This window comes from Nocardia sp. NPDC051030 (assembly GCF_040683015.1).
GTDB lineage: Bacteria > Actinomycetota > Actinomycetes > Mycobacteriales > Mycobacteriaceae > Nocardia.
The window spans coordinates 530,870-549,772 of record NZ_JBFBCD010000006.1 but is presented as its reverse complement, the minus strand read 5'-3'; the positions used below and the strand labels follow the sequence as shown (position 1 = coordinate 549,772).

Below are 18,903 nucleotides of genomic sequence, written 5' to 3'. Positions count from 1 at the left end.
GACAACCTCGAGGCCTCCCCGGACCCGGCCCGCGACCGGGTCTTGCAAGAATCCGGCAAATCACCACCCCTACCGGGTCTTTATTTCTGACCGATTACGGAACATACTGATATAACCGCAGGTCACCGCATACAACGGTGTCCGCTGTGCCAGCAACAGTGATGTACAGCTCGGCAACAGGCGTGCGGGGCGCACCCTGAAAATCACCGCGACTCAATCCGGGGCCGTGGCACTTTCGAGACCGTAGGGAGGCCGTGACGATGACGATTCTGCTCCAAGTGCTCGAGCAGAGCTTCACACCCACGACACAGTGGGAACGGCGAAAAATTACCTTCGTGGACACGACAAAAATCGTGGGCATGCGTCTGGACGGCCAATCGGGGGTGTGGCTCGACCTTTCCCGACCGGGCGAATCACAACGCCTCGCCCGCACTCCGGATCCGCGAGACGCCGTCAATTTTCTGCTCAATACCTTCGCCAAGATCGCCGAATGCGAGGAGCGGGGTGGTTCGTGGCTGATCGGCCATGACGGGGCGAACATAACGTCGATTTCCGCCATGCGATTCCCGCCGCAACTCACCGAGACCGCGGCGGACGACCTGCTCGCTCACGCCTGGCTGTAGTACCTCCCGAACGCACCGTTCGCGGTTATCCGCGGACGGTGCGAGCGTTCGTGCCCGGGGCGAAATCCTTGCGGCAGCCACCGAAGTCCCTTGCGGCAACCGGAGACTCGCCGTGCCGCCGGTGCGAAGTTCCGCGGTTGCACCGTCCCGCCGGTGCGCTCGGGTAGATGTAGAACCGTGCGCGCCGTACTCGGGGCGATGCTCGCCCTCTTGCTCGTCTCGGGGTGCTCGATGATCGGCGGGCAGGTGCCGCCGGCACCGGGCAGCCCGACTCGCGCGCAGCTCGAACAGTTGCTGGGCAGCGTGCGGGTGACGGCCAAGCGCGGGCATCCGGGCGGCTACGAGCGCGGGTGCAAGTCCGGGCAGGGGTGCGTGTTCGGGGCGGCCTGGAGTGACGATCAGGACGGTCCGGGCGGGCACGACGGCTGCGACACCCGCAATAACGCGCTGGCACGCCAGCTCACCGAGGTGGCGTTCCGGCCCGGCAGCACCTGCGTGGTGGTCGGCGGCACCTTGAGCGATCCGTACACCGGGCAGCGCATCGGCTTCGCCAAGGCCGAAGCCAAAGCCGTGCAGATCGATCACGTGTATCCGCTGGCCGCCGCCTGGGATATGGGCGCTTCCGGCTGGCCGCTCGATCGCCGCCTGCGCTTCGCCAATGACCTGGACCTCAATCTGCTCGCTGTGGACGGAAAGACCAACCAGGACAAGGGCGATCGCACGCCCGCGGATTGGCTGCCGCCCGCTCGCGCCAATCACTGCTTCTACGCGGGCAAGTACCTGACCGTCGCCACCCGCTACGACCTACCCGTGACCCGCGCCGACCGATCCGCTCTCGAGCGAGTAGCCCGAGCCTGCCCATAGGGTCCCGAACAGGTGATACGCCTGTTCGGCGGTCAAGGCGCGGTGCGGATCCACCACGGCGTCCTGCAAGCCGAACAATCCCCAGGACAGGAAGGTGATCGTCGATTCCAGTTCGGCGCCCTCCAAACCCAGACGGGGGCCCAGGAATTCGCCGAGCAGATCGGCGAACATCTGCTGCACCGAACGGAGCACGGTGCTGTTCGCGCGGGGATTGAGCAGCGGGTGATAGATCACCGGATGTTCCCCCGCCAGCCGGAACAGGATCCGCACCGGCGCCAGCAGCGGAATCTCACCCAGATAGGCCGCCAGTTCGGTGGAGACCATCTCGCGGACGTGCTCGGTGCAGCTGACCAGCAGTAGGTCGTCCTTGTCGCGGTAGTGGGCGTAGAAGGTGGAGCGGCCGACATCGGCGCGATCGATGATGTCGCGCACCGTGATCCGGTCATAGGGGCGCGTGCGCATGAGCTCCATCAGCGCGCGATGCAGTGCCATCCGGGTGCGGCGCACGCGCCGATCAGCGGGCGGCGCGGGATTCGCGGGCGGAGTTCCCGGACAAGTCGCGCCATTGTGTCCCGAAACGGACGGATCGCCTAATATTGGTTCTGGCCTGGGGTTTCCCATCCTTCGATGATGGAACACATGACTCGAAACCAGCAAGTGTCCGGTACCGAATCCCCCGAAGTCGGCGCGCTCCTCACCAAGCCGCGCCGCTACAACCTGACGACCGATCTCCTGCTCTTCGGCCGCGCGAATTCCCTCCGCCGCGACCTCGCCCGGGCCAGCGGCGCGCGCCCCGGCGATCAGGTCATCGATATCGGTTGCGGGCCCGGCAAACTCGCCCGTGTGCTGGCCGAACAGGTCGGCGCACAGGGGCGGGTGCTCGGCATCGACCCGTCCGAGCCCATGGTCGAGTACGCCACCGCCCATTCCCCGAAGAACTGCAGCTTCGAGCTGGGCGCGGCGCAATCGCTCGCGCAGCCCGACGCCTCCTTCGACGTCGTGACCTCCACCTTCGCCATGCATCACATACCGGAAGCGGAGCGGGACACCGCCCTGGCGGCCATGTTCCGCGTCCTGCGCCCGGGCGGACGCCTACTACTGGCCGATATCCGCCCGGCGCACGGCGTGCACGGATTCGTCATGCGCACCATGGCCCATGTCTCGGCACACCGGCACGGCGGGCACGAGCACGGCACCGGCCATGACCCGCTCGCGGAGGTGGATATCCGCCGCTATCGAGACTCATTGCAGCGCATCGGTTTCACCGATATCGAATTCACCGAACTGCCGTTCTCCGTCGGCGTCCTCACCGCCACCAAGCCGCAATAGCGCGCGCTGTCAGGCCGGGTCGGAGCCGGTGGCGACCGGGCGCTTGGGGTCGTTGGACCATTGTGACCAGGAGCCCGGGTAGAGGGCGGCGTCGATGCCCGCCACGGCGAGGGCCGCCACCTGATGAGCGGCGGTCACGCCGGAGCCGCAATAGACGGCGACCGGGCCGGAGCCGAATCCGGTGAAGCGGGAACGCAATTCGTCGATCGGCTTGAAGAGTCCTTGGGCGGTGAGGTTTTCGGCCGTGGGCGCGCTGACCGCACCCGGGATATGCCCGGCGCGCGGATCGACCGGCTCCACTTCGCCCCGATACCGCTCGCCCGCACGGGCATCGAGCAGCAGGCCGTTCCAGCCCGCGGCGGCATCGGCATCGATGACCGGCATATTGCCCGGCGTCAGCGCCACATCGCCGGGCTCCGGATCGGGCTCGTCCCCCGCGATCACCTTGCCGCCGGATCGTTCCCAGGCCGGGAGTCCACCGTCCAGAATCCGCACCTCGGGGACTCCGGCCCAGCGCAGCAGCCACCAGACGCGCGCCGCGGCCATGCCACCGGTGGCGTCATAGGCGACGACGGTATCGCCCGTGCGCACACCCCAACTCCGCGCGCACTTCTGCAAATGCGCCAATTCCGGCATCGGGTGCCGCCCGCGAGCCGGTGACGGCGGATCCGCCAGTTCCGTCTCGAGATCCACGAAGACCGCACCGGGAATGTGCCCGTCCAGATAATGCTGCGGCCCATCCGGATCCCCCAGCGCCCACCGCACATCCAGTAGCCGCACCCGAGAATGCCCGTCCGCCAGCAACTCCCGAAGTTCCTCCGCCGAGATCAGCACCGCGCTCAAGCCAACTCCTCTTCGCAGATTCCACCCACACCCCGCATCCACACTAGCCAGCCCCACCGCGCCCCGCAGCAACCCGCCCAATTCCCCGGCGCGCGCCAGGAAGCGGTTCGGGAGTGGGCTGAGGCACGAATCGCGGCAGCCAACAGGCCACGAGTCCAGCGGCCAGGGCCCCGCCGCGACCCCATCCGATTCCCCGGCGCGGGCTAAGGAGCGGGTTCGGGAGTCGGCTGGGGCGCGGGCCGCAGCAGCCAGCGGGCCACGAGTCCGGCCGCCAGGGCCCAGAAGGCCGCGCCGATTCCCAGGAGGGTTACGCCCGAGGCGGCCACCAGGAAGGTGAGGGCGGCGGAGGTGCGGTTGTCGGCCGGGGTCAGGGCGGCGGTCAGGGCCGAGGCGAGGGTGGCTATGAGGGCCAGGCCCGCAACGGTTTCCAACGCGCCCTTGGGGGCCGCCGCCACCAGGGTCACCAAGGCTCCCGAGGCCAGCGCCAGGAGCAGGTAGACGACACCGGCGGTGGTGGCGGCGATCCAGCGGCGCTTGGGGTCGGGGTGCGCGGACGGGGAGGCGGAGAGGGCGGCGCTGATGGCGGCCAGGTTGATGGCATGGCCGCCCGCGGCCGCGCCCAGGACGGTGCCGAGGCCGGTGACGGTCATGGCGGCGCGCCACGGGACCCGGTAGCCGAGGGAGCTCATGACGGCGGTGCCGGGAATGTTCTGGGCGGCCATGGTGACGATGTACAGCGGAATGGCGACGCCGATCATGGCCTGCCAACTCCAGTGCGGCACAGTCAATTCGATGCGCGGGATCATGGCGGACGCGTCGAGGGACCGGTGGGACACGGCAATGTCGATGCCCGCGCCGATCGCCGCCACCGCGAAGGCTGCCAGCACGGCCCAGCGGGCGGCGAACTTCTGCAGGACCAGCCAGGTGACGATCACCGGAATCACCACGGCGGGACTCACCGTCAGCGATTTCACGGGCGCAAGGCACAGCGGCAACAGGACTCCGGCGAGCATGGCCTGCGCGATCTCCACCGGAATCGCGGCGATCAGTGCACCGAGGCGCTGCCAGAATCCGGTCAGCACAATGAGAATGCCCGCCACCGCGAACGCCCCGACCGCGGCGGCCCAGCCACCCGCCACCGCACCGGTGCCCGCCAGCAGCGCCGCACCGGGTGTGGACCAGGCCAGTGTGATCGGCATGCGATAGCGCGGGCTCAACAGCAGCATGCCGACCGCCTGCGTCACGCAGATGGCGAGCAGGCCCGAAGCCGCTTGCCCGGCGGTCGCGCCCATGGCGGTCAAACCGGCCAGCACCACGGCGAACGAACTCGTGAATCCGACCAGCGCGGTGACGATTCCGGCCCCGATCGGCTGCCCGATCCCCACCTCCGGCACGGGCTCGACGGCAGGCGTGGTGGTGCTGGTCGTAGTGCTCATCGCGCCATCGTCCCGGTCCAGTCGCCCCCGGGTCAGCGGCCAATCACCCGAAACTGGCCTGAATTAGCCCGATTCGGAACGGATGACATTCGCCTGCACGAGCCGTTCCAGCAACGGAGCGGCACGGGGACCGACCAGCGAGCGCATGACCAGGGCCATATTGGTGCGCTCCACGCCCGGAATCTTCAGAATGTGCCCGGTGATGCGGTAGAGATCGTCGGCATCCTGGGCCACCACCCGCACGGTGAGATCGGTGGGCCCGGTCATGCCGCACACCTCGGTGACCTCGGGAATCTCGGCCAATTCGGCCACCACGGAATCGAGCCGATGCTGATCCAGGACCACCGCGACAAAGGCTGCCAGGGGGTAGCCGAGGGCCCGCGGTTCGACCCGGCGCTCGAAGCTGGCCAGCACCCCGTTCGCCTCCCAGCGCGCCAGCCTGGCCTGCACGGTGTTACGGGAGAGGCCAAGTCTCGCAGCGAGTTCGACGCCGGTGGCGCGGGGATTGTCGACCAGCTCCAGCAATAACCTGGCATCGGTGGCATCAACCGGGGCGGCGACCGGCTCCCTGCTGCTCATGCGGATCAGTATGACACTCGCATACGCCGTGCGACCGAGCATTCTGCTCAGTAAGGGTGTCGATGCTTGCGCAGCACGATCAACAGAGGATGCTGTGTGGTACAGGACACACACCCGTTGCTCACGGGACACAATCCCATAGCGATGAGGGTGTACCCGGTGTTCGAGGAGGCGATACCCATGCCCGAGAAAAACACCTATCCGGTGCAGCTCGTCCAGCCCGACGGCCGCCGCGTGCACGACCGCGTCCACGCCGCGTCGATCGCTGATGTCGACGGCGCGCGACTGCGCGCCCTGTTCACCGATATGACCGTGGCCCGGCGCATCGACACCGAGGCCACCGCCCTGCAAAGGCAGGGCCAGCTGGGCCTCTGGCCACCATTGCTGGGCCAGGAAGCCGCGCAGATCGGCTCCGCCCACGCCCTGCACCCCGACGATTACGTGTTCTGCTCCTACCGCGAGGCGGGCGTCGCCTACTGCCGTGGGGTACCGCCGGAACAGCTGACCCGGCTCTGGCGCGGTGTAGCGCACTCCTGCTGGGACGCCGACGCGGTGAAGATGACCAATCCGAATATCGTGGTCGGCTCGCAAGGGCTGCATGCCACCGGATACGCCTACGCCGCCCATCTCGAGGGCGCGGAGCTGGCCACCATCGCCTACTTCGGCGACGGGGCGACCAGTCAGGGCGATATTGCCGAGGCGCTCGGATTCGCGGCCTCCTGGAGCGCGCCGGTCGTGTTCTTCTGCCAGAACAATCACTGGGCCATCAGCGCCCCGGTGCGGGTGCAGAGTGCCACGCCGATCGCCAATCGCGCCCTCGGATACGGCATTCCGGGCATTCAGGTGGACGGCAATGACGCGCTGGCGGTGCTGGCCGTCACGCGCGAGGCGCTCCATCGCGCCCGCTCCGGTGGCGGGCCCTCGTTCATCGAGGCCATCACCTATCGAATGGGCCCGCACACCACCGCCGACGACCCCACCCGCTACCGCGAGACCGCCGAACTCGAACTGTGGAAGCAGCGCGATCCCATCGACCGGATGCACCGGCTACTGGAGCGGGAGGGCCTGTGGGACAGCGACTTCGAACAAGAGGTCGCGGTGCGCGCCGATGCGGTCGCGGCCCGGCTGCGGTCGGCCACCCTCGGCATGCCGGACCCGGAACCCATGGATCTGTTCGACCACGTCTACGCCACCCCGCACCCCCTGGTCGCGGAGGAACGCCGTGACTACGCGGCCTACCTGGAGGGAGTCCGGTCATGAAGACGACATTCGCGGGCGCCATCAACTACGGGTTGCGCCGGGCACTCGAGGACGATCCCAAGGTCATACTGATGGGCGAGGATATCGGGCGGCTCGGCGGCGTCTTCCGGGTCACCGACACGCTCCAGAAGGATTTCGGAAACAATCGGGTCATGGACACGCCGCTCGCCGAATCCGGAATCATCGGAACGGCTTTCGGAATGGCATTGCGCGGACTGCGGCCGGTATGCGAGATCCAGTTCGACGGATTCGTGTATCCGGCATTCGATCAGATCGTCTGCCAGGTCGCGAAAATCCACTACCGGACGCAAGGAAAAGTGGTCGCGCCCATCACCATTCGCATTCCGTGCGGCGGCGGTATCGGGTCGGTGGAACACCATTCCGAATCGCCGGAAGCGTATTTCGCGCATACCGCGGGATTACGGGTGATGTCGCCGAGCAATCCGGCGGACGCGTATCTGATGATCCGTCAGGCGGTCGCACTGGATGATCCGGTCGTGTTCTTCGAACCCAAACGGCGGTACTGGGACAAGGCCGAAGTCGATTTCGATCAGCTGGATCGCGACGGCGGATTGGCCCTGGACCAGGCCCGGGTATGCACCAGCGGGGAGGACGCGACCATCGTCGCCTACGGCGGGACCGTCGCCACCGCGCTCACCGCCGCCGATATAGCGGGCACGGAAGGGCATTCGCTGGAGGTGATCGACCTGCGCAGCCTCTCCCCCATCGACTTCGACACCATCGAAACCTCGGTCCGCAAAACCGGGCGACTCGTCGTGGTGCACGAGGCACCCGTATTCGGCGGGCTCGGTGCGGAAATCGCCGCACGCATCACCGAACGCTGCTTCTATCAATTGGAGGCACCGGTAATGCGCGTCGGCGGCTTCGACATCCCCTATCCCCCGGCTAAACTCGAACGGCACCACCTGCCCGACCCCGACCGCATTCTCGCCGCGGTCGATCGCACGCTCGCCGCTTAACGGTTACGCCACGGAGGATGCACGGTGGAAGAACAGCGTCAGGTCATGGAATTCCGGCTGCCGGATCTCGGCGAGGGTTTAGCGGATGCCGAATTGGTGTCGTGGACAGTGCAAGTCGGTGATCGCGTCGAATTGAACCAGACCATCGCGGAAGTGGAAACCGCGAAAGCACAGGTGGCGCTGCCCTGCCCATTCGCGGGCACGGTGCTCGAACTCCTCGCCGAACCCGGCGAGACGGTGCCGGTTGGGGCACCGCTCATCCGGGTCGGAGTGGCCGCGGACGCGGCCGGTGCCACCGCGGCAGGGCAAGCGGTCGACGCCCCAGCGGAACAGCAAGCGGTCGATGCTCCGGCGGAACAGCAGGCGGCCGATGCCCCGACGGAGCAGCAGGAACGCCAGTCGGTGCTCGTGGGCTACGGCCCGGACAGCGAACCCGTCTCGAGGCGGGCTCGGGCACGTGGCGAACGCGCCGTGCAGTCGCCCGCCGATGATCTGGGCCGACGCCTGCCCACACCCGGCGGCCGGGCCTCGGCCACCCCCGCCGCGCGTCGGCTGGCGCGCGAGATCGGCGTCGACCTGGCCGCCGTCGCGGGCAGCGGGCCGGAGGGGGCGGTGACGGTCAATGACCTGCACGGAGCGCGGCGCGACCATATTCCGATCCACACCGCGCCGCCCGTGACACCCGGGCATCTGACGGTGGTCGGCAAGCCTGCCTCGGGTGAACGCGAAACCCGCACGCCCATCAGCGGAATCCGCAAGCGCACGGCGGCCGCCATGGTGGCCAGCGCGCAGCACATACCGCAGGCGAGCACATTCGCGACCACCGATTTCACCGGATCCATGGAACTGCTGGATCATCTGCGCGCGACCCCGACCTTCTCGGGACTCACGCTCACCCCGCTGGCGCTGGTCGCCAAGGCGGCCCTGGTCGCGCTCACCGAATACCCGGAGATCAATGCGCAGTGGGACGAGGCGAATCAGGAGATCGTCACCAAGCATTACGTGAATCTGGGCATCGCGGTGGCCAGTGAACGCGGACTGCTCGTCCCGAATCTCAAAGAGGCGCAGACCATGAGCCTGCGCGATCTCACCCAGGAAATCGGCCGCGCGGCCGAATCGGCGCGCTCGGGCACGGCCACCCCCGCCGATCTCACCGGCGGCACCTTCACCATCACCAATGTCGGTGTCTTCGGAGTGGACACCGGTGTCCCCCTGGTGAATCCGGGTGAGGCCGCGATCCTGTGCCTCGGCTCCATTCGCAAACGCCCGTGGGTACACCGCGACGAACTCGCCGTCCGCTGGGTGACCACCCTGGGCCTGAGCTTCGACCACCGCATGGTCGACGGCGAACAGGGCTCCCGCTTCCTGGCGACCATCGCCGCACTGCTCGAAGACCCGCTCACCCTCCTCGGGCGGGTCTGAGGGACCGAGGTGGTCAAACCTCCGTGGCGGCCCCGACCACCAGCGGTTCCGCGGCCGCGCGGATCACCTCGGGAATCGGGATGGGCTTGCGGGTCTCGTTGTCCACGTAGACGTGGACGAAGGTGCCGGTGGCGGCAAGGTGCAGGGAATCGCCGGAATCCCGGAAGATGGCGAGCTCGTATTTGATGCTGGAATTGCCCAGGCGGGCAATGCGAATGCCCACCTTCAACTGGTCCGGGAAGCTGAGCGAGTCCAGGAACTTGCACGAGGTTTCCGCGACAATGCCGATGGCGGGCAGATCGCGGATATCGGTGCCGGTGGCGTGGATCAGCCAGGCGTTCACGGCCGTATCGAAGTACGCGTAGTAGGTCACATTGTTCACGTGGCCGTAGTGGTCGTTGTCGGCCCAGCGGGTCGGCACCGGCCAGAGCACCGGGTATTCCTGATCCTGCGTCACACCGCCGACCCTAGCGGGTGGGTCGTTCAGGCGGTGCGCTGGTCGGGGGCGTTGCGGTGATCGCGCGGGCTGAGGCCGTAATGGCGTTTGAAGGCGGTGCTCAAGGCGAAGGCGCTGCCGTAGCCGACCCGCCGGGCAATGGATTCCAGGGTGGCGTCGGATTCGTGCAGCAGGTCCGCGGCCAGGGCCAGCCGCCAATCGGTGAGGAAGGCCATCGGGGGTTCGCCGACCAGTTCGGTGAAGCGGCGTGCCAGGGCCGCCCGGGACACACCGACCTCGGTTGCCAGGGAGGCGACGGTCCAGGCGTGCGAGGGATTGTGTTGCATCAGGCGTAGGGCCTTGCCCACCAGCGGATCACCGTAGGCGTGGTACCAGGCGGGGGCGTCCTCGCGGGAGAACCAGGTGCGCAGGGTGGCGATCAGGAGCAGATCCAGGAGACGGTCGAGCATCACGCCCTGGGCGGGGAGATCCTTACCCGCCTCGTCGACCAGCAGGTCCAGTACGCGGGAATCGATTTCGCCGCGGCTCAGCACCGCGATCGGCGGCAGCGCGCGCAGCAGGCGGCGGCTGGCGGCGGATGCCTGCTCGTAAGTGCCTGTGACCATCACGGTTTCGGCGTCGGCATTGGTGCCCCAACTGCGCACGCCCAAACTGAGGGTCTCGCAGAGGACTTCGCCGTCGAGGGTGGTGGTGGTCTGGCCCGGGTGGATGATCACCTGCGGTTCGGTGCCGGGATCATCGGCCATGGTGTAGTGGTCGGGACCGCGGAAGAGGGCTATATCGCCGGTACGGAGCTGCCGCGGCGGAGCCGGCTTGCCGCCCTTCGGGTCCGGCAGGATCCAGCCGCCGCCGCGCACCATGGCCACCAAGGTCAATGGCGCTTCATCGCGAATGCGCAGGGACCAGGGTGGATCGAATGAGGTGCGCATGACGAATGCCGCCCTTGCGCGTGGTCCTTCGAGCAGACTGGCCAACGCATCCATACCAAGACGATGGCAAATGCGCGTGCGCTTCTCAACCATGTTTGATCTCACCGAAACTCGGTGTACTTGTCATATGAGCAACGAACACAGTGTGAGCAGCGAAAACATCGTCCTGGTTCTGGGCGGGACCGGAAAAACAGGTAGTCGGGTGGCGGCCCGATTGACCACTCTCGGAGTCCCGACTCGCATCGGTTCACGCTCCGCGCAGATCCCCTTCGACTGGACCGATCGCAGCACGTGGGCGGGCGCGCTGGCCGGAATCGACGCCGTATATCTGTCGTATCAGCCCGATCTGGCGGTGCCGGGCGCACCCGCCGATATCAAGGCGCTCACCACGCAGGCCGTGGCGGCCAGGGTGCGGCGCGTGGTGCTGCTGTCCGGACGCGGCGAGCCGGAAGCCCTCGAATGCGAAGCCATCGTGCAGGATTCGGGCCTGGAGTGGACGATCGTGCGGTGCGCCTGGTTCTCCCAGAACTTCAGCGAGGGCGCGTTCACCGAATTCATCCTCGCCGGTGAGGTGGCCTTGCCCGCGGGAGATGTACCGGAGCCGTTCGTGCACGCCGACGATATCGCCGATGTGGCGGTGGCCGCGCTGACCGAGACCGGGCATGCGGGACAGCTGTACGAACTCACCGGGCCGCGCGGACTCAGCTTCGCCGACGCGGTCGCCGAGATCGCGGCGGCCAGCGGACGCGAGATCACCTACATTCCGCTCACCCGAACCGATTTCATCGCCGCGCTCACCTCCTACGGGGTGCCCGCCGATGAGATCAGCCTGCTGGATTACCTCTTCGGAACGGTCCTCGACGGACGCAATTCGCACCTCACCGACGGCGTGCGGCGGGCACTCGGACGCGAACCCCGGGACTTCGCGGACTATGCGCGTGACATGGCGGTTTCCGGTGTCTGGTCGGTCACGGCGCCTGCATAACTTGTCGGTGCCCGGGAATACACTGGGATACGAAACAGGTTGTAATGCACGAGATTCGGATCCCGATCCGGAGCGTCGAGGAAGCCGCCGAGGATTGTGGTGACGAGGAGATGCCGGCTCAGCCGGTAGCGTCGTACCAATGGCTGCTGCGACGCCCGCTCCTCCCCTCCGGCAAGCGCGTGCCGCCCTGTTCGCGGTGTTCGGCCTCAACGGGATGCTCTCGGCCATCTGGATCGTGCACATCCCGGCCGTCACCGAACGCACGGGGGTTTCGCACACCACCTTGGGCATGCTCATTCTGTTCATGGCGGGCAGCGCCATCGTGGGCATGCAGGCTGCGGGGCCGCTCGCCGATCGCCTGGGCAGTCGCGCTCTCACCGCCCTCACTGCCGCGGTGGTGTCCGTCTCCATGCTCGGCCTCGGCTTCGCCACCAGCCCCGTCACACTCGCAATAGCGCTGGCCTTCTACGGTTTCGGCACCGGCTCCCTCGACGTCTCGATGAACGCCCAGGCGGTCCATGTGGAACGCGCCTACCGCCGCCCCATCATGTCCGCCTTCCACGCCTTCTTCTCCTGCGGCGGACTGCTCGGCTCCCTCGCCGGGGCGGCCACCCAGCACGCCGACTGGAATCTCCGCCTCACTTTCGCGCTCGCGACCGTCATCGGCCTGGCCGTGGTCGCGATCGGCACACCCCGCCTCCTCCCCCACACTCCCCACACTCCTTCGGTCTCCGATTCGGCCGTGGCACAGGGCAAGAACCGGTGGGTGTCACGGAAGGTGCTGATACTGGGGATGATCGCCTTCGCGCTGCTGATGGCCGAGGGGGTGGCGGCGGACTGGAGTGCCCTGCAGATGCGCGATCGACTGAGTGTGGCGGACGCGACCGCGGGACTGGCCTTCGCGGCGGTCTCGTTCACCATGACGGTGGGGCGGTTCGCCGCCGATCGGGTCAGCGGGCGCATCGGCTCGGTGGCGGTGGTGCGATGGGGGACGCTGGTCGCGGCGGCCGGATTCGCGCTCATCGTCGTATCCGGTTGGACGCCGCTGACTCTCGCCGGATGGGCGCTGTGCGGAGTCGGATTGTCCGGATGCGTTCCGCAGGTGTTCACGGCCGCGGGGAATCTGGGTTCGGCGACGGCCGCCACCGACATGTCCCGGGTCTTCGGGCTCGGGTATGTGGGATTGCTGGCGGGCCCGGCGATCATCGGATGGCTGACGAAGGCGGTCTCACTCACGACCGCGATGGTGGTGCCCCTGATCGCAATGGCATTGTGCGCGTTGGCGGCTCGGGCCGTGGCCGCGCCCGTACCCGATCAGGCCGGATCGACGCGGCGGTAGCGGGGTGAGGACGGCTCGCCGAGACTTTCGGTGTGGTCGAGGAAGTCGTCGACCATGCGGTGATTCAGGACGGCCAGGGCCTTGAGATCCTCCGAACTCCAGTCGGCGAGGGCCTCGGACATCCAGCTGCGCATGACGTCCCGCACCGCGTCGACGGCAACCCGACCCTCGGGCGTGGGACCCACGCGCTGCGCCCGCCGATCGACCGGATCCGCGACGCGCTGCACATACCCGGCCTTCTCGAGCCGCTGAATCTGACGGCTCACATGCGGAGCCTCCACGCCCAGCCGCACGGCCAGCTCGCCGAGCCGCATCGGCTCCTCCGCATCCGCGAGGATCCGCAGCAGCGGCACGCTGGCCCGATCGATGATCACTCCACACTCGGCCACGGCCAGGTCGTGGGTGCGGACGCGGGTCAGCAGGTAGGCGACGCGGGCCAGCACGCGTTCCAATTCCACGATGTGACCTGCGTCAACTTCGTGGCGGGGGGTAGCTTCCGCTCGCGTCATGTGGTTATCTTACGAAATCCCATTTACTTAATTTCGGTAAGTAATGCAATGGTAATGATGAGGAACGCCGCATGACTACGACCGCTGTCGGTCAGGCCGCCGGAACCACCGCCGACGACCGCCCCAAGGCCCATCTCGGCCTGACACTGCTCGCCCTGTGCGCGGCCGGACTGGTCGTGTCGCTGCAACAGACCGTCGTCATTCCGCTGCTGCCGCGCATGATCGTCCAGCTGAACACCGACGTCTCCGGCGTCACCTGGCTGTTCACCGCCGCACTGCTGTCCGGAGCCGTGGCCACGCCGCTGCTCTCCCGCTTCGGCGATATGTACGGCAAGAAGCCGCTCGTGCTGACCGCCATGGTCATGCTCATCATCGGCTCGGTGATCTGCGCGTTCGCCGACACGCTCGGCATTTACATCATCGGCCGCGCGCTGCAGGGCACCTCGGCGGCCATGATCCCGCTCGCCATCGGCATCATTCGCGACACCTTCCCGCGCGAGAAGCTGGTCAGCGCGATCGGCATCGTCTCCGGCACCATGGGCGTCGGCGGCACCATCGGCCTGTTGATCACCGGCGTGATCGCCGACCACACCCAGGACCCGCACCCGGTGTTCTGGCTGACCGCCGGGCTCGGCGTGATCGCGGCCATCCTGATCCAGTTCAGCGCCAAGAACACCGGCGTGCGGCACGGCGGCAAGCCCGACTACCTCGGCGCGATCCTGCTCGCCGGACTGCTCATCTGCCTGCTGCTCGGCATCAGCGAGGGCCCGCGCTGGGGCTGGGGCTCCGGCTCGGTGCTCGGCATGTTCGCCGGGGCCATCGCGCTCACCGCGGTGTGGGTGCTGGTGGAGCTCAAGGTCGAGCAGCCGCTGGTGCGACTGCCGCTGCTGGTCGGCCCGCAGTCGCTGTCCGCGAACCTCGCCTCGGCGCTGCTCGGCTTCGCCCTGTTCGGCTCGTTCACGCTGGTCTCGAACTTCATTCAGACCCCGGCGGACAAGGTCGGCTACGGCCTGTCCGGCTCGGTGCTCGCGGTCGGCCTCTACGGCATCCCGAGCGCGGTGCTGATGACCTTCTTCTCATTCCGCACCGGCAAGATCGCGGGCAAGATCGGCCCGGCCTACACGCTCGCCATCGGCGCCGCGTTCGCCGGACTCTCCATGGCCTGGCTCGCGATTTTCCACGAGCACGGCTACGACATGGTGATCTCGCAGATCCTGCAGGGCACCGGCTTCGGCATCGGCTACGCGGCCCTCGGCACCCTCGCCGTGCAGCACGTGCCGATGAGCGAGAGCGGTATCGCCTCGGGCATCAACTCCCTGGTCCGCACCGCGGGCGGCAGCATCGCGGGTGCGGTCACCGCCTCGATCCTGTCGGCGCACGTCATCTACGGCACCCACGTGCCGACCGTCAACGCCTACGTGGCGAGCTTCGCCATCCTGTCCGTCGGCGCCTTCCTCACCGCCGCCGTCGCCCTCGGCCACGGCCTGCGCCACAAGGGCGAGTAGCCAACAACATCAGGGAGCACCGGTGGCGGCTGCCGGTGGAAAAAACCGCCACCAGCGCTCCCTCACCGAAAAGCCGAGCGGCGCATCCACCTCGTGGGGATGCGCCGCTCGGCTTTTCGCTGCTCAGGTGAGGACGGTGGTTTCGTCGCCGTCGACTACGACCACGTGGTCGTCGGTCAACGCCCAGTGGGGGATGTTCTGGGAGGTGTAGTCGCGGACCAGTTTTCGGGAGAGGCCCTCGGGGTCGGTGGGGGAATCCAGGTGGGGGACTATGTGGCGGTCCACCAGTGCCAAGCCTTCCCAGATGGGGTCGATGCCGCAGGCGGTGCGGACCTCGGCGGGGTCGTCCATGGATTCGAGTCCGTGCAGGTCGGGGGTCATGACGCAGGCTCCCGCGCTGTAACCCGCGTAGACGATGGCATCCTCGGCGAGTAGGCGGGTCAGGGCTAGATCGGCTCCGCTGCGGGCGAATTGGGCGCGCAACACGAAGGTATTGCCGCCGCGGACCCAGACCATGGGGAATCCGGCGAGGGTGCGTTCCAGGTCGGCGGGGCGGTCGATGTAGTCGCGCAGGTCCAGGACCTCGGGCTGGAAACCCGAGCGGCGCAGGGGGAACAGGTCGCTGGTGACCGCGCTCTGCCACGCCGACGGCCAGGCGTCGCAGGCATTGGCTATGACCGCGACCCGGCCGGGCTCGCCGACCAGGGAGAGCAGCCGGTTCTGATGCGCGCCGAATCGGTAGCTGGACAGGAACAGTCGCACCGGACCTCAGAGGGTGAAGGCGAGGGTGCGGACCAGGCGGTCGCCCAGTCCGGTGTCTCCGACCAGCGTGTACTCCCCCGCGTGTTCATCGATGCTAGTGCGGCCGCCGCGCAGGCGAGCGAACAACCCAGAGCCCAGGGTGAGCACGACATCGGCCGGGCCATCGAGGGATTCGACCAGGTTCGCGCGCGTGCCGACCACCGCGACGTGCAGGGTCCGCGGCACCGGGCCGGTGATTTCGACGGTGACGCCGGTGCCGTCCGTCGCGCCCGCGCCCTTGACCACCGAGCGGCCGAGGCCCGGAAGCAGTTCGGCGAAGGCGGTTTCGGCGATCGGGCCGCCTTCCTCGGCCGCGACACCCAGGCCGTCGGCGATGTCCAGGCCGTGCATCCAGCAGTCGAACAGGCGAACTCGCATGAACCGGCCGTAGGCCGCGAGACCGACCGGCGTCGGCACCAGTTCGGCCCATGCCTCCGGAGTGAGTTCGTCGAGCGCCTTCAGCCGCCGGGTGGTCACCTCGCGGAAGCGCTCCAGCAGTTGGGGTCCGGTGAGCGGCCGCAGCGATTCGATCCACTTCTCGTTCAGCGTGCCGATGTCATTGCGAATGTGCTCGCCCGAGACGTCGACATCGGGGGTCGGCTCCCCGAGCAGCAGCGATTCGGTGCCGATGACGTGCGCGATCACATCGAACACCGTCCAGCCGGGGAGCGCCGAGGGCGTGCGCCAGGCGGTCTCGTCCAGGCCGTCCACTAGCCGGGTGAGGGCGTCCCACTCTGCGGACAACTTGGCGGTGATGTCCGCGCGGTCCGGCACCGTGTCGGTCATGCGCGGGTGCTCTTCATCTCCACAGCCTTCATCTCTACAGCCTTCATCTCACACAGCCTTTTCCTCGTCGGCGAGCCGGTCCAGTCCGGCTCGAATGGCGGCGGCGGTCGATTCGCGCTCGTGCGGGCGGCGCAGCACGAAACCCTTGGCGAAGTTGAGGGTGTCGCCCTGCTGCCGCGGGACCACGTGCAGGTGCACGTGATGCACGGTCTGGAAGGCGGCCTTGCCATCATTGATCAGCAGGTTCGCGCCATCGGCACGAAGATCGCTGCGGCGCATGGCCTTGGCGAGCCGGTGACCGAAGGCGAAGAGCTGCGCGCCCAGCGCCGGGTTCAGATCGTCCAGGTCGCTCGCATGCCATTTCGGGATCACCAGTGTGTGCCCCCGGGTGATGGGCCGGATATCGAGGAAGGCCATCAGAATGTCGTCCTCGAAGATCTTGGTGGCGGGCGCCTCCCCCGCGATGATCCTGCAAAAGCCACAGCCGCTCACCGTGCAGACATTACGGCGTACGAGTGATCCGCGACACCCCCGAACCGCCCCGCGAGCGCCTCAGCTGGGCGCACACCTACCGGTAAGTAGCTCACGCGGGGGTGCGGGGTTGTGGCCGGTAGGGCCGTTGGCAGAGCATTGCTGTACGGCAATTTCTCGCCACACCATGTGACGCCTATCTCGGTTATCCTCACCGCGGACCAGGTACAGTAGCGAGAATTCTCACGAACTTACTCACAAGTAAGTTCGGCCCACGGTTTGGACCGGTGAAACGGCCCATCATGGAAACAGGGTGGCCTGGACTCACCACGAGAAGGAAGTTTGACAAGTGGACACAACGCAGAGCGCACAGACGGCTGCGCCCCGCGGTGCGCGCGTCGGCGTGGTTCGGGAGACGAACCCGGACGAACGACGTGTCGCATTGGTGCCGAAGATCATTCCGACACTGCTGAAGCAGGGTGCCGAGGTGATCGTCGAGTCCGGTGCCGGTCTGGGCGCGCTCATTCCCGACGAGGCCTATGTCGAGGCGGGCGCCACCATCGGCGACCCGTGGAGCGCCGATGTCGTCGTCAAGGTGGCACCGCCCAATGACGCTGAGATCGCCAAGCTTTCGAGCGGGCAGACGCTCATCGGATTCCTCGCGCCGCGCAATGCCGACACCAAGATCGGCGCGCTCAAGGACGCGGGCGTGCAAGCGTTTGCGGTGGAAGCGATTCCGCGTATCTCGCGCGCTCAGGTCATGGACGCGCTGTCGTCGCAGGCCAATGTCGCGGGCTATAAGGCCGTACTGCTCGCCGCCTCCGAATCCACCCGCTTCTTCCCCATGCTGACCACCGCCGCGGGCACCGTGAAGCCCGCGACCGTGCTGGTGCTGGGCGTCGGCGTGGCCGGACTGCAGGCCCTCGCCACCGCCAAGCGGCTCGGCGGGCGGACCACCGGCTACGACGTGCGGCCCGAGGTCGCCGATCAGGTGCGCTCCGTGGGTGCGCAGTGGCTGGACCTGGGTATCGACGCCGCCGGTGAAGGCGGTTACGCCCGTGAGCTATCCGATGAGGAACGCGCACAGCAGCAGACCGCGCTCGAGAACGCCATCAAGGGCTTCGACGTGGTCATCACCACCGCGCTCGTGCCCGGCCGCCCGGCGCCGCGTCTCGTGACCGCCGCCGCGGTCGAGGGCATGAAGCCCGGCTCCGTGATCGTGGATATGGCCGGTGAGACCGGCGGCAACTGCGAGCTCACCGAACCCGGCAAAACCATTGTGCGCCACGGGGTCACCATCGCCTCGCCGCTCAACCTGCCGGCCACCATGCCCGAGCACGCGTCCGAGCTGTACTCCAAGAACATCCAGGCGCTGCTCGACCTGATGCTCAAAGACGGTGTCCTGGCACCCGATTTCAGCGATCAGGTGCTGGCCGACTCCTGCGTGACACGTGAGAAGGAAGCCTGATGTACACCGAACTCCTGGCGAACATCGCGATCCTGGTGCTGTCCGGATTCGTCGGCTTCGCCGTCATCTCCAAGGTGCCCAATACCCTGCACACCCCACTCATGTCCGGCACCAATGCCATTCACGGCATCGTGGTGCTGGGCGCGCTGGTGGTGTTCGGCAAGATCGAGCACCCCTCGGTGCTCATGCAGATCATCCTCTTCGTCGCCGTGGTCTTCGGAACGCTGAACGTGATCGGCGGCTTCGTGGTGACCGACCGCATGCTGGGCATGTTCAAGGGCAAGAAGCCCGCCGCGTCGGAGAAGGCGGGTAAGTAA

At 67.5% G+C, this 18,903-nt stretch carries 21 protein-coding genes; 11 read left to right on the top strand and 10 right to left on the bottom strand.

The annotated features are described in order from the left end of the window. Nucleotides 1–260: 260 nt before the first annotated feature. Together AB0N05_RS23295 and AB0N05_RS23290 are read left to right on the top strand one after the other, a co-directional pair. Nucleotides 261–623 (top strand): hypothetical protein, encoded by a 363-nt coding sequence (locus tag AB0N05_RS23295; RefSeq protein WP_364697771.1) that lies wholly within the window; start codon nucleotides 261–263, stop codon nucleotides 621–623. 198 nt (nucleotides 624–821) lie between these two features. Beyond that, entirely contained in the window at nucleotides 822–1,487 is a 666-nt protein-coding gene (locus tag AB0N05_RS23290; protein ID WP_364697923.1) for an HNH endonuclease family protein, read from the top strand. Here AB0N05_RS23290 and AB0N05_RS23285 read toward each other — a convergent pair. Further along, entirely contained in the window at nucleotides 1,428–1,994 is a 567-nt protein-coding gene (locus tag AB0N05_RS23285; protein WP_364697769.1) for a helix-turn-helix domain-containing protein, read from the bottom strand. The two genes, AB0N05_RS23290 and AB0N05_RS23285, sit on opposite strands and share 60 nt — an antisense overlap. A 132-nt stretch (nucleotides 1,995–2,126) precedes the next feature. Between AB0N05_RS23285 and AB0N05_RS23280 the strand changes: the two genes are divergently transcribed. After that, entirely contained in the window at nucleotides 2,127–2,816 is a 690-nt protein-coding gene (locus AB0N05_RS23280; protein WP_364697767.1) for a methyltransferase domain-containing protein, read from the top strand. 9 nt (nucleotides 2,817–2,825) lie between these two features. Here AB0N05_RS23280 and AB0N05_RS23275 read toward each other — a convergent pair whose 3' ends face one another. The 3 genes from AB0N05_RS23275 to AB0N05_RS23265 form a co-directional block, all read right to left on the bottom strand. Continuing rightward, complete coding sequence (locus AB0N05_RS23275) at nucleotides 2,826–3,659, bottom strand: sulfurtransferase (RefSeq protein ID WP_364697765.1); 834 nt, start codon at nucleotides 3,657–3,659, stop codon at nucleotides 2,826–2,828. A gap of 203 nt (nucleotides 3,660–3,862) precedes the next feature. After that, nucleotides 3,863–5,095, bottom strand: coding sequence for a benzoate/H(+) symporter BenE family transporter (locus tag AB0N05_RS23270; protein ID WP_364697763.1), 1,233 nt, complete (start codon nucleotides 5,093–5,095; stop codon nucleotides 3,863–3,865). Nucleotides 5,096–5,158: 63 nt separating this feature from the next. Further along, the gene (locus AB0N05_RS23265) at nucleotides 5,159–5,674 is read right to left on the bottom strand and encodes an Lrp/AsnC family transcriptional regulator (RefSeq protein ID WP_364697761.1); all 516 of its coding nucleotides are present in this window, start codon (nucleotides 5,672–5,674) and stop codon (nucleotides 5,159–5,161) included. Between the two features lie 180 nt (nucleotides 5,675–5,854). On the opposite strand from AB0N05_RS23265, the gene pdhA reads away from it, so the two are divergent. The 3 genes from pdhA to AB0N05_RS23250 are packed head-to-tail and all read left to right on the top strand — an operon-like array spanning nucleotide 5,855 to nucleotide 9,336. Then, nucleotides 5,855–6,934, top strand: a complete 1,080-nt coding sequence (gene pdhA / locus AB0N05_RS23260; RefSeq protein WP_364697759.1) for a pyruvate dehydrogenase (acetyl-transferring) E1 component subunit alpha — start codon at nucleotides 5,855–5,857, stop codon at nucleotides 6,932–6,934. Next, nucleotides 6,931–7,914, top strand: coding sequence for an alpha-ketoacid dehydrogenase subunit beta (locus AB0N05_RS23255; RefSeq protein WP_364697757.1), 984 nt, complete (start codon nucleotides 6,931–6,933; stop codon nucleotides 7,912–7,914). Before pdhA ends, AB0N05_RS23255 begins: the two co-directional genes overlap by 4 nt. Before the next feature lie 45 nt (nucleotides 7,915–7,959). Beyond that, nucleotides 7,960–9,336, top strand: coding sequence for a dihydrolipoamide acetyltransferase family protein (locus AB0N05_RS23250; protein WP_364697921.1), 1,377 nt, complete (start codon nucleotides 7,960–7,962; stop codon nucleotides 9,334–9,336). A gap of 13 nt (nucleotides 9,337–9,349) precedes the next feature. On the opposite strand, the gene AB0N05_RS23245 is transcribed toward AB0N05_RS23250, so the two are convergent. After that, nucleotides 9,350–9,793: a thioesterase family protein gene (locus AB0N05_RS23245; RefSeq protein WP_364697755.1), complete on the bottom strand. Its 444-nt coding sequence runs from the start codon at nucleotides 9,791–9,793 to the stop codon at nucleotides 9,350–9,352. Nucleotides 9,794–9,819: 26 nt separating this feature from the next. Further along, nucleotides 9,820–10,776, bottom strand: a complete 957-nt coding sequence (locus AB0N05_RS23240; RefSeq protein ID WP_364697753.1) for an AraC family transcriptional regulator — start codon at nucleotides 10,774–10,776, stop codon at nucleotides 9,820–9,822. 73 nt (nucleotides 10,777–10,849) lie between these two features. Here AB0N05_RS23240 and AB0N05_RS23235 point away from each other — a divergent pair, with 73 nt between their 5' ends. Beyond that, a complete protein-coding gene (locus AB0N05_RS23235) occupies nucleotides 10,850–11,707 on the top strand; it encodes an NAD(P)H-binding protein (protein ID WP_364697751.1) in 858 nt (285 codons plus the stop codon). Between the two features lie 139 nt (nucleotides 11,708–11,846). Further along, complete coding sequence (locus tag AB0N05_RS23230; RefSeq protein ID WP_364697749.1) at nucleotides 11,847–13,046, top strand: MFS transporter; 1,200 nt, start codon at nucleotides 11,847–11,849, stop codon at nucleotides 13,044–13,046. Here the strand turns inward: AB0N05_RS23230 and AB0N05_RS23225 are convergent. Continuing rightward, on the bottom strand, nucleotides 13,022–13,555 hold the full coding sequence (locus AB0N05_RS23225; RefSeq protein WP_364697747.1) for a MarR family transcriptional regulator: 534 nt from the start codon (nucleotides 13,553–13,555) through the stop codon (nucleotides 13,022–13,024). The two genes, AB0N05_RS23230 and AB0N05_RS23225, sit on opposite strands and share 25 nt — an antisense overlap. A 71-nt stretch (nucleotides 13,556–13,626) precedes the next feature. Between AB0N05_RS23225 and AB0N05_RS23220 the strand changes: the two genes are divergently transcribed. After that, the gene (locus tag AB0N05_RS23220; protein WP_364697745.1) at nucleotides 13,627–15,060 is read left to right on the top strand and encodes an MFS transporter; all 1,434 of its coding nucleotides are present in this window, start codon (nucleotides 13,627–13,629) and stop codon (nucleotides 15,058–15,060) included. 123 nt (nucleotides 15,061–15,183) lie between these two features. Here AB0N05_RS23220 and AB0N05_RS23215 read toward each other — a convergent pair whose 3' ends face one another. Genes AB0N05_RS23215 through AB0N05_RS23205 form a run of 3 tightly spaced genes read right to left on the bottom strand, consistent with a single transcriptional unit; the run spans nucleotide 15,184 to nucleotide 17,139 of the window. Beyond that, nucleotides 15,184–15,822 carry a Type 1 glutamine amidotransferase-like domain-containing protein gene (locus AB0N05_RS23215; protein WP_364697743.1) on the bottom strand — a complete coding sequence of 213 codons (639 nt, stop codon included), beginning with the start codon at nucleotides 15,820–15,822 and terminating at the stop codon, nucleotides 15,184–15,186. A gap of 6 nt (nucleotides 15,823–15,828) precedes the next feature. Next, nucleotides 15,829–16,647, bottom strand: a complete 819-nt coding sequence (locus AB0N05_RS23210) for a maleylpyruvate isomerase family mycothiol-dependent enzyme (protein WP_364697741.1) — start codon at nucleotides 16,645–16,647, stop codon at nucleotides 15,829–15,831. A 48-nt stretch (nucleotides 16,648–16,695) separates the two neighbouring features. Continuing rightward, on the bottom strand, nucleotides 16,696–17,139 hold the full coding sequence (locus tag AB0N05_RS23205; RefSeq protein WP_364697739.1) for an HIT domain-containing protein: 444 nt from the start codon (nucleotides 17,137–17,139) through the stop codon (nucleotides 16,696–16,698). Nucleotides 17,140–17,467: 328 nt separating this feature from the next. Here AB0N05_RS23205 and AB0N05_RS23200 point away from each other — a divergent pair, with 328 nt between their 5' ends. Next, nucleotides 17,468–18,586, top strand: coding sequence for a Re/Si-specific NAD(P)(+) transhydrogenase subunit alpha (locus AB0N05_RS23200; RefSeq protein ID WP_364697737.1), 1,119 nt, complete (start codon nucleotides 17,468–17,470; stop codon nucleotides 18,584–18,586). Next, nucleotides 18,586–18,903, top strand: coding sequence for an NAD(P) transhydrogenase subunit alpha (locus AB0N05_RS23195; RefSeq protein ID WP_364697736.1), 318 nt, complete (start codon nucleotides 18,586–18,588; stop codon nucleotides 18,901–18,903). The genes AB0N05_RS23200 and AB0N05_RS23195 overlap by 1 nt, the downstream gene beginning before the upstream one ends.